11 protein-coding genes and 2 pseudogenes are annotated in these 13,186 nt (G+C 42.2%); 10 read left to right on the forward strand and 3 right to left on the reverse strand.

Going from position 1 to position 13,186, the window contains the following annotated elements:
• Position 1: 1 nt before the first annotated feature.
• Both AC30SF_RS00365 and rppH read right to left on the reverse strand, forming a co-directional pair.
• Positions 2-799: a sulfite exporter TauE/SafE family protein gene (locus tag AC30SF_RS00365; protein WP_489607202.1), complete on the reverse strand. Its 798-nt coding sequence runs from the start codon at positions 797-799 to the stop codon at positions 2-4.
• Positions 800-801: 2 nt separating this feature from the next.
• On the reverse strand, positions 802-1,398 hold the full coding sequence (rppH, locus tag AC30SF_RS00370; RefSeq protein WP_489607203.1) for an RNA pyrophosphohydrolase: 597 nt from the start codon (positions 1,396-1,398) through the stop codon (positions 802-804).
• Positions 1,399-1,563: 165 nt separating this feature from the next.
• Here rppH and AC30SF_RS00375 point away from each other — a divergent pair.
• Positions 1,564-1,785 (forward strand): annotated as a pseudogene (locus AC30SF_RS00375) (helix-turn-helix domain-containing protein); the annotation flags it as partial.
• Positions 1,786-1,808: 23 nt separating this feature from the next.
• A pseudogene (locus tag AC30SF_RS00380) lies at positions 1,809-2,033 on the forward strand (type II toxin-antitoxin system HipA family toxin); the annotation flags it as partial.
• A gap of 82 nt (positions 2,034-2,115) precedes the next feature.
• Here AC30SF_RS00380 and AC30SF_RS00385 read toward each other — a convergent pair.
• Positions 2,116-4,200: a TonB-dependent receptor domain-containing protein gene (locus AC30SF_RS00385; RefSeq protein ID WP_489607204.1), complete on the reverse strand. Its 2,085-nt coding sequence runs from the start codon at positions 4,198-4,200 to the stop codon at positions 2,116-2,118.
• A 187-nt stretch (positions 4,201-4,387) separates the two neighbouring features.
• On the opposite strand from AC30SF_RS00385, the gene AC30SF_RS00390 reads away from it, so the two are divergent.
• The 8 genes from AC30SF_RS00390 (at position 4,388) to rpoB (ending at position 13,118) form a co-directional block, all read left to right on the forward strand.
• A complete protein-coding gene (locus AC30SF_RS00390; protein WP_489607205.1) occupies positions 4,388-5,146 on the forward strand; it encodes a 7-cyano-7-deazaguanine/7-aminomethyl-7-deazaguanine transporter in 759 nt (252 codons plus the stop codon).
• A gap of 144 nt (positions 5,147-5,290) precedes the next feature.
• Complete coding sequence (gene secE, locus AC30SF_RS00395) at positions 5,291-5,701, forward strand: preprotein translocase subunit SecE (protein ID WP_021616065.1); 411 nt, start codon at positions 5,291-5,293, stop codon at positions 5,699-5,701.
• 1 nt (position 5,702) lies between these two features.
• Complete coding sequence (nusG, locus tag AC30SF_RS00400) at positions 5,703-6,254, forward strand: transcription termination/antitermination protein NusG (RefSeq protein ID WP_021616064.1); 552 nt, start codon at positions 5,703-5,705, stop codon at positions 6,252-6,254.
• 174 nt (positions 6,255-6,428) lie between these two features.
• Entirely contained in the window at positions 6,429-6,857 is a 429-nt protein-coding gene (rplK, locus tag AC30SF_RS00405; RefSeq protein ID WP_005630840.1) for a 50S ribosomal protein L11, read from the forward strand.
• A gap of 4 nt (positions 6,858-6,861) precedes the next feature.
• The gene (gene rplA / locus AC30SF_RS00410; protein ID WP_290521274.1) at positions 6,862-7,551 is read left to right on the forward strand and encodes a 50S ribosomal protein L1; all 690 of its coding nucleotides are present in this window, start codon (positions 6,862-6,864) and stop codon (positions 7,549-7,551) included.
• Between the two features lie 355 nt (positions 7,552-7,906).
• The gene (rplJ, locus tag AC30SF_RS00415; protein WP_021616062.1) at positions 7,907-8,398 is read left to right on the forward strand and encodes a 50S ribosomal protein L10; all 492 of its coding nucleotides are present in this window, start codon (positions 7,907-7,909) and stop codon (positions 8,396-8,398) included.
• Positions 8,399-8,449: 51 nt separating this feature from the next.
• Positions 8,450-8,821, forward strand: a complete 372-nt coding sequence (gene rplL, locus AC30SF_RS00420; protein ID WP_005702046.1) for a 50S ribosomal protein L7/L12 — start codon at positions 8,450-8,452, stop codon at positions 8,819-8,821.
• 268 nt (positions 8,822-9,089) lie between these two features.
• The gene (rpoB, locus tag AC30SF_RS00425; RefSeq protein WP_489607206.1) at positions 9,090-13,118 is read left to right on the forward strand and encodes a DNA-directed RNA polymerase subunit beta; all 4,029 of its coding nucleotides are present in this window, start codon (positions 9,090-9,092) and stop codon (positions 13,116-13,118) included.
• The last annotated feature ends 68 nt before the right edge of the window (positions 13,119-13,186 follow it).

Genomic DNA, 13,186 nt, shown 5'->3' on the forward strand with positions numbered 1-13,186 from the left:
CTTATTTCAATAACATATTAATCGCCACCACAATTAAGAAGGCGGCAAATCCTTTCTTCAAGGTTGACACCGGTAATCGGTTGGTCATATTGGCGCCGAGTTTGGAGGTAAAAAATGAGGTGACGGTAATGCCTAATACCGCGGGAAGATACACAAAACCGAGGGAATAATTCGGCATTCCCGGCGTCCCCCAACCGCTCAGCATAAAGCTCAACATACCGGCGATGCCCATTAACATGCCACAAAATGCGGCGGTACCGATGGCCTTTTTAATGTCCACATTGCGTGAATTTAAAAACGGCACGATAAAGCCGCCACCACCAATACCGGCAACGCTTGATATCATACCGATTAAAGCACCGCCGATAATTGAGGATAAAGGCGTGATTTTTTTGTTCGGATCGATGTTTTTCGGCTTAATAGACAAAATCATTTTAATCGCCAGATAGGTGACTAAGCAGGCAAATAACTTACCGGAAATTTCAGGTGGCAATTTACTGATGTATTGCCCGGAAATAAAGGCGCTAATCATTAACGCGGGCGCAAAATATTTCAACGTTGACCAAACCACGTTGCCGAGCTTGTGGTGTCGTTGTGCGGAAGAAAATGCGGTAACCACGATGGTAGCAAAAGACGTGCCAAGTGCGGTGGACATGAGTAATGAATCCGGCACACCCACAATTGGCAGTAGATAAACCATCATCGGTACAATCACCATGCCGCCGCCAATGCCGAAAAGCCCCGACAAGAAGCCGGCGGCACAACCGGCAAGCAAGCAGAAGAGAAAGAAGGTTAACATAATTATCCTCTATATTTACGCGGTGTGCGTTTGGGCGATTTAGAATAATGTTGCTTGAGAGAAGAGAAAGCGGGTTTTTTATCGCCGAATGTTGCGGTTTCAGTCTGCGCCAAGGCTTTACTATTTTCATCAAATAACACCGCCGCAAACTCTTTCATGGCTTTACGATAAACCTCTTTTTTAAAAGACACCACTTGACGCACCGGATACCAAAAGCTTACCCAACGCCATCCGTCAAATTCCGGCGTTTTACTGCACTGCATATTGATATTCTTGGTATCAGTCACTAACTGCAATAAAAACCAACGTTGCTTCTGCCCGATACACATCGGTTTGGAATCGTGACGCAATAAACGCTTCGGTAATTTATAACGTAACCACTGTTTAGACGCATATAGAACACGCACATCTTTAGGCGTTAGCCCCACTTCTTCAAATAATTCTCTAAACATGGCTTGCTCGGGAGTTTCGTTATCATTAATGCCCCCTTGCGGAAATTGCCAAGAATTCTGTCCGTATCTCTTCGCCCACAGCACTTGCCCTTTGTCGTTACAAATAACAATGCCTACATTCGGACGGTAGCCATCGAAATCGATCACTATCGTATCCCTTAATCTGTCTCATTTTTTACACTAAATAGCGACAAATTGTTTCATAAACCAAGCATTAGCACAACTTTATTCTGTATTTTCATATTGTGCTGATACAGCATCATTGTCAGCTCACTTGAATGAATCATCTCCCTTTGAGGAGGTAGATTATTAAGGCAACAGCTTTATGCCGGGAAAATTACTGATCTCAAGGCATTTGGAAAAATGCTAAATGATAAACGGAAATCACTTGGTATTGAGCTGAGTATGTTGGAGTTGCAAACCGGCGTGTCTATTTCTACGCTAAATCGCTTATTTCAAGATCCAAGCCAAGTTCGATTTACCACTATTTTTCTTGTTGCTCGAACATTAGGAGTGTCGCTATGCGCAATTTAGTCCGCTCGGGAAAAGTCTTTCTCTACGGTGAATATATCGGTGATGATTTTGTCGAGTTTGGGGAAAATATTGGATTAAGTAAGAATGTGATTATTCAAAAATTCATTCCTGAAATTACACAAGAAAAAGAGAAGGTCGAGCGGATTTATTCGCAATCATTTATGCCACAGTCACATATCGATAGTGTCTTGAAAAATTATCGTAAGCGTTTGACGTTACTTAACGTATTAAATGAACCTGAATTATAGCATTTAAAGTAAATTTTGACCGCACTTTTAGGGGAGAATAAAGGCACATTTTAGAAATCAAATGTGCCTTATTGTGATTGGATTAGAATGTGATATTAAGGTTTGTCCAGAAACGACGACCATCTTCTACCGTCCAGCTTCCGCCGTTGGTATCCACACGCTCGCCAATTTCATTACCAATATTTAATACCGCAAAGTTAAGAGAGACATTTGGATTAACCTTATAGGTTGTGCCCAAATCCACCGTGGTATATCCGCCGCGAGTACGGTAGGCATTTCGGTTGTCCCCATTACGCGGATTTGCCCAAATTTGTTTACCTTTATAAGCCACGCGAGTATAGGCGCTTAAGCGATCATTTACGATCCAATTTAGTTTTCCGCTAGCGGAATGCTTAGGTGTGTTATCCAATGGCAATCCTCTTAAACTCACGCCTGAAGCTGAAATGTCTTCATCCGATTTACGTTTTGAATGCTGGTATGTATAAGACAAATCTACGTTCCAGTGTTCGTCAAACGGAATATGGGAACTCACTTCAACGCCTTTAATATTGGCGCGACCGACATTGCTGTATTTATAAAGTTTAGCACCGGTAAGCGGATCCGGATTGCCGGTGTAATGGCTGGTCAGTTTGTTTTTAAACTCTGTATTAAACAAGGTTACTGTGGCATTGGCACCGCTATCGTGATTGTAAACAACACTCACCTCCTCATTGACGCTGGTTTCCGGTTTTAAGTTTGGATTACCGTAAATGACACCGGCGCCCGCTTCTGTCGCAGTAACATAGCTTTCGCTCAATTCACGAATACTTGGTGCACGGAAAGCTTTCGCGATTCCCCCTTTTACACTGAAGTTATCATCAATATGGTAAACCGCATAGGCTCTTGGGTTCCAATGCGTACCAAACTTCTGGTGATGATCCAAGCGAGTTCCTAGGGTTAATAGGAATTTATCGGTGAAATTAATTTCATCTTCAAGGAAAAACGCATACTGGTGAACGTTATTTTTCGTATTTTTATAAACAGGCACTGAGCGTGTTTGCGTTTTTCCATTCACTGTTCTTGTCATTCGATTGACTTTGGTAACGGAATCGTCTTCCAATTTGGCATTTTGATGCTGACCACCAAATACGAAGAAATGGTTTGCCACAGGTAACATGAATTTCGCATCAAATACGGTGTTTGTGATTTCCGGTTTACGAGAATCTACCACGCCATTCGTGCTTACTTCACGTTTGGCTTTTTCTTGATATAAACTCAATTCGGAGCTTATCACATCCCAATCGGCTTGATGGGTTAAAGACCAGTGATTTCTGATGGCGTGTGTAGCTCCCGGTTGGTTGTGTGCAACACTGGCACCACGCGTTGTTGTTAACGCTAAGGATTTTCCCGGTGTTTCCTGTTTTTCGAGTAAGTGGCGACCGCCTTCTAAGATAAAGGTTTGTTTATCAGTTGGTGTAAAGGAAAGTTTAGCATTGATATTTCGGTTTTTATTACGATTAGAACCGCCGATGATATTATCTTCAGGGCGATAGTCTGCACCGCCATAAACTTGCAGCCCTAACTTATCTTGAACTAATGGACCTGAGACAAAGAAATTACCATGATGTCCATTACCAAAAGTGCTCTTATCATGTGCGGTAAAACCGACGGAAGCAGAGCCTGTCCATTCTTTGGTAACATTTTTGGTAATAATGTTGACAACGCCGCCCATCGCATCAGAACCATACAGAGAGGACATCGGTCCGCGCACCACTTCAATGCGCTCAATTGCATTTACCGGCGGGATAAATGCACCTTCAAAACCGCCGTTACCATTTGGGCGGGATTCACGGGTATTTTGACGACGACCATCAACCATGATTAATGTGTAATCAGCCGGTAAACCACGGATAGAAATATCTGATTTATTTACATTACTCCCACTGACATTTACGCCCGGAATATCTTGTAACGCTTCTTCCAAACGATTGGATGGATGTTGTTTAAGCTGTTCTTTATTCACAATGCTGATGCTGGCAGGCGCATCTTTTAAATCTTGAGAGGTACCGGCGGCAGTGACAACGATAGGTGCTAATGCCTCAGTATTTGTTTCCTCTGCGAATGTTTGGGTCGAGAAAACAGAAAAAAGAGCTAAACTAATAGGAGAAAGTTTAATGCATGATTTCATAAAGGTCCTTTTTAATATTAAGAATAATTCTTTTTCATGATACAGAAAAATCTTGACCTTTTGAAGTGCGCGATATTTCGGTTGAATTATTTTTTTGATGAAGTATTATTTGCGCCCTGCAATTTTTGCAGAATCACATATTCACTGGGTTCCCTAACCCCAATTTAAACTAAAAAGGTAACACAAAATGACACAGGCATTTTCGATCTTCAACGATCGCCAAAAACGTCGAGCGCTTGTTCTGCTCAGTTTCTTTCATATTTTTATCATTGCTGCCAGCAACTACTTAGTCCAAATTCCTTTTGAAATTCATGTGTCATTAACCCTGTTTGGTGCACAGGAAGATTTCATGTTTCACAGCACATGGGGATCACTCACGTTCCCATTTATCTTCTTAGCAACCGATTTGACCGTGCGGGTATTTGGTGCAAAAGAAGCGCGTTGGATTATTTTTATTGTCATGATTCCTGCGTTAATTATCAGTTATTTAGTTTCTACACTCTTTTCAGAAAGCCAATATCAAGGATTCTCTGCGTTAAGTGAATTTAATGTCTTCGTCTTTCGTATTGCGGTAGCTAGTTTCTGTGCTTATGTCTTTGGGCAGTTGCTGGATGTTGTGGTCTTTAACCGACTCCGTCAACTGAAAACGTGGTGGATTGCACCGACTAGCTCTATGGTATTTGGCTCAATGGCAGATACCTATTTGTTCTTCGCGATAGCTTTTTATGCCAGTAGCGATCCGTTTATGGCGGAACACTGGGTCGAAATCGGTTTTGTCGATTATTTATTCAAACTCTTTATTGGTGTTCTATTGTTCGTACCGGCCTATGGCATTGTTCTCAATATGATTTTACGCAAAATGCAATCATTGATAGATGCAATGGGTAGCAATGAGGATGCGCTTAATACAAAAAAGACCATATCTTGCGCCTCTGATCAGTGCTAATTACTTTGCCGAGTAATGTTCTTGTATTGCCATCTCTTGTTTTGCAGTGGGAACTTTTTATAGCTAACTGAGGAATTAGTTGTTATAATTTCGCGCCTTATCAACAAGATTCCTTATTTTACGTTATTACGATGGATTAAATTTATGGCATTAGACATAGAAAAAAAGAAAAATACGCTTGAGGCTCCTGAAGAAAAGTCTAAAGGATTAAATGCTTTTTTATGGTTGTTGACAGTTGTGATCATTGCTGCAACAGCTTTCGGTAATATTTATTTCGAAGATCAATATTCCACGCCGATCCGTGTTGTTGCTGTTGTTGTATTGTTACTGATTGCTTTAGGGATAGCGGCAATGACTAACCAAGGACGAAAAGCACTTGGTTTCTTCCAAGATGCTCGCACTGAATTACGTCGCATTGTTTGGCCAAGCCGCCCGGAAGCAACGCAAACCACTTTTATTGTTGTGGGTGTAACTGTGTTTGTGTCTTTAATCCTCTGGGGCTTAGATTCAATTATCGTGAGTATCATTACCTTCTTAACTGACTGGAGATTCTAAAATGACCGAAACCGCAAATAAAAAACGTTGGTATGTGTTGCAGGCCTTCTCCGGTTTTGAAGCGCGTGTTGCGACCACATTGCGTGAATACATCAAACTTCACAATATGGAAGATCAATTCGGTGAAGTGTTAGTGCCGACAGAGGAAGTTGTCGAAAATGTGGCAGGTAAACGTCGCAAAAGTGAACGTAAATATTTTCCGGGTTATGTATTAGTACAAATGGAAATGAACGATGACACTTGGCACTTGGTGCGTAGCGTGCCACGTGTGATGGGTTTCATCGGCGGTACACCGGATAAACCGGCACCAATTAGCAATCGTGAAGCGGATATCATTCTAAATCGCTTAGAGCAAAATAGCGATAAACCAAAACCAAGAACGACCTTCCAACCGGGCGAGGAAGTCCGCGTCACCGAAGGACCATTTATGGATTTCAACGGTACAGTCGAAGAAATCGACTACGAAAAAGGCCGCTTGAAAGTCTCTGTATCTATCTTTGGTCGTGCGACACCGGTTGAGCTTGAATTTGGTCAAGTGGAAAAGAATAGCTAGTTAAAAATGTTCAAAATTTTGACCGCACTTTAAATCAACTAGGATCTAGGATAAAGTGCGGTGACTTTCTCAAGTATTTTACTTGAAAAACCGGTTGCCTTTGATTAAAATGCAACCCTTTTTATCAACAGGGGAGCTAGTAATAGCGTTATCACCCATTTAGAGGAAACTAAAATGGCAAAAAAAGTCCAAGCCTACGTTAAGTTGCAAGTTGCAGCGGGTATGGCAAATCCATCACCACCGGTTGGTCCGGCATTAGGTCAACAAGGTGTGAACATCATGGAATTCTGTAAAGCATTCAACGCTCGTACTGAGAGCTTAGAAAAAGGTTTACCAATTCCGGTTGTTATTACTGTCTATGCAGACCGTTCATTTACGTTCGTTACAAAAACCCCACCGGCAGCAGTTTTATTGAAAAAAGCAGCAGGTATCAAATCTGGTTCTGGTAAACCGAACAAAGATAAAGTGGGTAAAGTCACTTTAGATCAAGTTCGTCAAATCGCTGAAACTAAAGCAGCAGATATGACTGGTGCGACTATCGAAACCAAAATGAAATCAATTGCTGGTACTGCTCGCTCAATGGGTTTAGTGGTGGAGGAATAATACGATGGCTAAATTGACTAAAAAAATGAAAGCAATCAAAGCTGGCGTAGATTCTACTAAAGCATATGAAATCAACGAAGCAATCGCGTTATTAAAACAATTCGCAACAGCTAAGTTCGTTGAAAGTGTTGATGTTGCAGTAAACTTAGGTATTGATCCTCGTAAATCTGACCAAAACGTTCGTGGTGCAACTGTGTTACCACATGGTACAGGTCGTGAAGTTCGCGTGGCTGTGTTCACCCAAGGTGCGAACGCAGAAGCAGCTAAAGCAGCAGGCGCTGATTTAGTCGGTATGGAAGACTTAGCAGAGCAAGTTAAAAAAGGCGAAATGAACTTTGACGTTGTAATCGCTTCTCCTGATGCAATGCGTGTTGTTGGTCAATTAGGTCAAGTATTAGGCCCGCGTGGTTTAATGCCAAACCCGAAAGTGGGTACTGTGACACCAAACGTTGCGGATGCTGTTAAAAATGCGAAATCCGGTCAGGTTCGCTACCGTAATGATAAAAACGGTATCATTCACACCACTATCGGTAAAGCAAACTTCTCTGAAGCGCAATTAAAAGAAAACCTTCAAGCGTTGTTAGCCGCTTTAACTAAAGCAAAACCTGCAACTTCTAAAGGTATCTTCATTAAGAAAGTCAGTCTTTCTACGACAATGGGTGCTGGTGTAGCTATCGATCAAGCTTCACTGTAATTCATCAAAGTATAATAAAATATGACCGCACTTTTGTGAGTGCGGTTATTTTTTCCGGTGTTTATCATTGTTGAGTGGTGATTTTTTGTCATCGAGCATTTACAAACGATATTTCGACCGTTATAATCTTTGACCTTTTTAGACCGTAGTTTATTTGCGGTTTAGTATTTCTGGTTGGTGCTTGACCTCATTCAAGCCCCGTCCAAGACCGTAGGGGAGCGATCTTAATTATCCTACGTAGATGGTGAACAGAATAAGAATTTTCTTGCTTCTGTGCACCGAATTCGTCCTAATAGTCGTTTTATTAGGTATTTAAATTCCGAGCAATCGGAGTGTATTCAGGAGCTAAAAGCCAATGGCATTAAATCTTCAAGACAAACAAGCAATTGTTGCCGAAGTAAATGAAGCAGCCAAAGGTGCCCTTTCTGCTGTGATCGCGGATTCCCGTGGTGTAACAGTAGACAAAATGACCGAATTGCGTAAATCTGCACGCGAAGCCGGTGTTTCTATGCGCGTTGTTCGTAATACTTTATTACGTCGTGCGGTAGAAGGCACTGAATTCGAATGTTTGAAAGACACATTCACCGGTCCAACACTTATCGCATTCTCTACTGAACATCCTGGTGCTGCAGCACGTTTGTTCAAAGAATTTGCGAAAGCAAACGATAAGTTTGAACTTAAAGGTGCAGCCTTTGAAGGTAAGATCCAAGATGTTGAATTCTTAGCAACATTACCGACTTACGACGAAGCAATTGCACGTTTAATGGGCACAATGAAAGAAGCTGCGGCAGGAAAACTTGTTCGCACTCTTGCGGCATTACGCGACAAATTACAAGAAGCGGCTTAATCAAGCGTTTCTTCATCCAATTAACTTTATTTACTTTAGGAATTGATTGTTATGTCATTAACTAACGAACAAATCATTGAAGCGATTGCTTCTAAATCTGTAACTGAAATCGTTGAATTAATCACAGCGATGGAAGAAAAATTCGGTGTTTCAGCAGCGGCAGCAGTAGCAGCAGCGCCAGCAGGTGGTGCAGCAGCGGCAGCAGAAGAAAAAACTGAATTCGACGTAGTTCTTGCTGAAGCGGGTGCTAACAAAGTAGCAGTAATCAAAGCAGTACGTGGTGCAACCGGTTTAGGCTTGAAAGAAGCTAAAGACTTAGTTGAATCTGCACCAGCTGTATTGAAAGAAGGCATCGCTAAAGCAGAAGCAGAAGCACTTAAGAAAGAATTAGAAGAAGCTGGCGCGAAAGTAGAAATCAAATAATTTTGATTTTGTTTTGTCCTGTTTCTCAGGCTAAATGGCTGGTGGGTGACCATCAGCCATTTTGTGCTATCAAAAACAGAAGTAAATTTGCCGTTTAATTACTTTTGTTTCCTCAGATTAAATTCAGCATTTTAATTTGAGTCACCCACTCAAGAAGTAAGGTTCATAGTGCGGTCATCTAAAACGGTATCTAATATGTTATCACCAATTTTTGCCCAAATTATTGTGTGTTGATTGTGGGTCACTGAACAGCAAACAGAGGAACCCTATGGTTTACTCCTATACCGAGAAAAAACGAATTCGTAAAGACTTCGGCAAACGTCCGCAAGTTTTAAATATTCCTTATTTATTAACAATCCAGCTTGATTCTTTTGAGAAATTTATTCAACGAGATCCGGATGGTCAGCAAGGCTTAGAGGCCGCTTTCCGTTCAGTATTCCCTATTGTCAGTACCAATGGAAATACCGAATTACAATATGTTAGCTATCAATTAGGCGAGCCGGTATTTGATGTGCGTGAATGTCAAATCCGTGGCACCACCTATGCAGCACCATTACGCGTGAAATTACGCTTAGTAAGTTATGACAAAGACGCTGCACCGGGTACGATCAAAGATATTAAAGAACAAGAAGTTTACATGGGGGAAATCCCCTTAATGACCGATAACGGTACTTTTGTGATTAACGGTACCGAGCGTGTTATCGTGTCTCAATTACACCGTAGTCCGGGTGTATTCTTTGATAGTGACAAAGGTAAAACGCACTCTTCAGGTAAAGTGCTATATAACGCACGTATTATTCCTTACCGTGGTTCATGGTTGGATTTTGAATTTGATCCAAAAGATAACTTATATGCGCGTATTGACCGTCGTCGTAAGTTACCGGCAACCATTATCTTGCGTGCGTTAGGTTACACCACTGAACAAATCCTAGATCTTTTCTTTGATAAAGTTGTCTTCGAAATTAAAGATAATAAATTACTGATGAATCTAATGCCTGAACGTTTACGTGGTGAAACGGCAGCATTTGATATTGAAGCTAATGGCAAAGTGTATGTTGAACGTGGTCGTCGCATTACTGCACGTCATATTAAAGCTTTAGAAAAAGACAACATCACACAAGTTGAAGTGCCGACTGAGTATATTGTTGGCAAAGTTGCAGCAAAAGATTATGTGGATCTTGAAACCGGTGAATTGGTTTGCCCTGCCAATATGGAGCTTTCCCTTGAGCTATTGGCCAAATTGGCACAAGCCGGTTATACACAAATTGAGACTTTGTTTACGAATGATCTTGATTATGGTCCGTATATTTCCGAAACCTTACGTGTTGACCCTTCTTATGACCGTTTGAGTGCGCTAGTCGAAATCTATCGCATGATGCGTCCGGGGGAGCCGCCGACAAAAGAAGCTGCTGAAGCGTTATTTGATAATTTATTCTTCTCTTCCGACCGTTATGATTTATCTGCGGTAGGTCGTATGAAATTTAACCGCTCTTTAGGCATTGAAGAAACTACCGGTAGTGGCACATTAAGTAACGAAGATATCGTTAATGTCATGAAGAAATTGATCGAAATTCGTAACGGTCGTGGTGAAGTGGATGATATCGACCACTTGGGTAACCGTCGTATTCGTTCAGTGGGTGAAATGGCAGAGAACCAATTCCGTATTGGTTTAGTGCGTGTTGAGCGCGCGGTGAAAGAGCGCTTGTCTTTAGGTGACCTGGAAGCAGTTACACCACAAGATTTAATTAATGCGAAACCGATTTCTGCTGCGGTGAAAGAATTCTTTGGTTCATCTCAATTATCTCAATTTATGGACCAAAACAACCCGTTATCAGAAGTTACACACAAACGTCGTATTTCTGCATTGGGACCGGGCGGTTTAACTCGCGAACGTGCAGGCTTTGAAGTGCGTGACGTCCATGCGACTCACTATGGTCGCGTGTGTCCGATTGAAACCCCTGAAGGTCCAAACATCGGTTTGATTAACTCTCTTTCCGTTTATGCGCGTACCAACGACTACGGTTTCTTAGAAACACCGTATCGTAAAGTCGTCAATGGCCAAGTGACTGAAGAAATCGAATACCTTTCTGCGATTGAAGAAGGTAAATACGTTATTGCACAGGCGAACTCAAACCTTGATGAGGACTTCCGTTTTACCGATGCGTTTGTTACCTGTCGTGGTGAACATGGTGAATCTGGTTTGTATAAACCGGAAGAAATTCACTATATGGACGTTTCTACCCAACAAGTGGTTTCTGTGGCAGCAGCTTTGATTCCATTCTTAGAGCACGACGATGCGAACCGTGCCTTGATGGGTGCGAACATGCAACGTCAAGCCGTACCAACATTACGCGCAGATAAACCATTAGTCGGTACCGGTATTGAGAAAGCGGTAGCGCTCGACTCCGGTGTTGCGGTTGTTGCAAAACGCGGTGGTACGATTCAATACGTGGATGCTTCCCGTATTGTAGTGAAAGTCAATGAAGACGAAACCGTTGCGGGCGAAGCCGGTATTGATATTTATAACTTAATCAAATATACCCGTTCTAACCAAAACACCTGTATCAACCAAATTCCTTGTGTGGAATTAGGCGAACCGGTTGAGCGTGGTGAAATTTTGGCGGATGGTCCTTCTACCGATTTAGGTGAGTTGGCGCTCGGTCAAAATATTCGCGTGGCGTTCATGCCATGGAACGGTTATAACTTTGAAGACTCCATGTTAGTTTCCGAACGTGTGGTACAACAAGATCGTTTCACAACTATTCACATTCAAGAGCTTTCTTGCGTGGCACGTGATACCAAATTAGGTGCGGAAGAAATTACCGCGGATATTCCTAATGTCGGTGAAGCCGCATTAAGCAAATTGGACGAATCCGGTATCGTGTATATCGGTGCAGAAGTAAAAGGCGGCGATATTCTGGTCGGTAAAGTGACACCAAAAGGTGAAACCCAATTAACCCCGGAAGAAAAATTATTACGCGCGATCTTCGGTGAAAAAGCCTCTGACGTGAAAGACTCTTCTTTACGCGTACCAAACAGCGTTTCCGGTACCGTTATTGACGTACAAGTGTTTACCCGTGATGGCATAGAAAAAGACAAACGTGCGTTAGAAATCGAAGAAATGCAATTAAAACAAGCGAAAAAAGACTTGAGCGAAGAGTTTGAGATCTTGGAAGCCGGCTTGTTTATGCGTGTCCGCAACCTATTGTTATCCGGTGGTTTCGATGCGAAATCTTTAGATAAATTAGACCGCACTAAATGGTTGGAACAAACCTTAGACAACGAGGAAAAACAACACCAATTAGAGCAGTTAGCGGAACAACACGAAGAATTACGCAAAGAATTTGAACGTAAATTAGAAGTTCAACGCAACAAGATTATCCAAGGCGACGATTTAGCACCGGGCGTGTTGAAAGTCGTTAAAGTGTACTTGGCGGTGAAACGTCAAATTCAACCGGGTGATAAAATGGCGGGTCGTCACGGTAACAAAGGGGTTATCTCCAAAATTAATCCTGTGGAAGACATGCCATACGATGAAAACGGTCAACCTGTTGAAATCGTATTGAACCCGCTGGGCGTTCCGTCCCGTATGAATATCGGTCAGATCTTAGAAACTCACTTAGGTTTGGCGGCGAAAGGTATCGGCGATCAAATTAACGCGATGATTAAACAACAACAATCTATCGCGAAATTGCGTGAATACATGCAAAAAGCCTATGACCTTGGCGGCGGTTCACAAAAAGTGGATCTCAGCACCTTTACTGACGAAGAAGTGATGCGTTTAGCGCAAAACTTGCGTAAGGGTTTACCGATTGCGACACCGGTATTTGATGGTGCCCATGAAAAAGAAATTAAAGGCTTATTAGAGCTTGGTGGTTTACCGACTTCCGGTCAAATTACCCTTTATGATGGTCGTACAGGTGAGAAATTCGAGCGTCCGGTAACAGTAGGTTACATGTATATGCTCAAATTGAACCACTTGGTTGATGACAAAATGCACGCGCGTTCAACCGGTTCTTATAGTCTTGTTACTCAACAACCGTTGGGTGGTAAGGCGCAATTCGGTGGTCAACGTTTCGGTGAGATGGAGGTGTGGGCACTTGAAGCTTATGGTGCGGCTTATACCTTACAAGAAATGTTAACCGTGAAATCCGATGATGTGAACGGTCGTACGAAGATGTATAAAAACATCGTCAGCGGCAACCAACAAATGGATCCGGGCACACCGGAATCTTTCAACGTAATTATGAAAGAAATCCGTTCACTTGGTATCAACATCGATTTGGACGAAGAATAAGTCAGGGTATTGACCCCTATTGAGCCCAAGTGCGGTCGATTTTAAAAACGTTTTGAAAAACGACCGCA

This window comes from Aggregatibacter valvarum (assembly GCF_980468985.1).

What these genes read in the sequence shown, in the direction of transcription:
- AC30SF_RS00365 (WP_489607202.1), bottom strand. Translation starts at nt 799, where the DNA reads ATGTTAACCTTCTTTCTCTTCTGCTTGCTTGCCGGTTGTGCCGCCGGC.
- AC30SF_RS00385 (WP_489607204.1), bottom strand. Translation starts at nt 4,200, where the DNA reads ATGAAATCATGCATTAAACTTTCTCCTATTAGTTTAGCTCTTTTTTCT.
- AC30SF_RS00390 (WP_489607205.1), top strand. Translation starts at nt 4,388, where the DNA reads ATGACACAGGCATTTTCGATCTTCAACGATCGCCAAAAACGTCGAGCG.
- secE (WP_021616065.1), top strand. Translation starts at nt 5,291, where the DNA reads ATGGCATTAGACATAGAAAAAAAGAAAAATACGCTTGAGGCTCCTGAA.
- nusG (WP_021616064.1), top strand. Translation starts at nt 5,703, where the DNA reads ATGACCGAAACCGCAAATAAAAAACGTTGGTATGTGTTGCAGGCCTTC.
- rplK (WP_005630840.1), top strand. Translation starts at nt 6,429, where the DNA reads ATGGCAAAAAAAGTCCAAGCCTACGTTAAGTTGCAAGTTGCAGCGGGT.
- rplA (WP_290521274.1), top strand. Translation starts at nt 6,862, where the DNA reads ATGGCTAAATTGACTAAAAAAATGAAAGCAATCAAAGCTGGCGTAGAT.
- rplJ (WP_021616062.1), top strand. Translation starts at nt 7,907, where the DNA reads ATGGCATTAAATCTTCAAGACAAACAAGCAATTGTTGCCGAAGTAAAT.
- rplL (WP_005702046.1), top strand. Translation starts at nt 8,450, where the DNA reads ATGTCATTAACTAACGAACAAATCATTGAAGCGATTGCTTCTAAATCT.
- rpoB (WP_489607206.1), top strand. Translation starts at nt 9,090, where the DNA reads ATGGTTTACTCCTATACCGAGAAAAAACGAATTCGTAAAGACTTCGGC.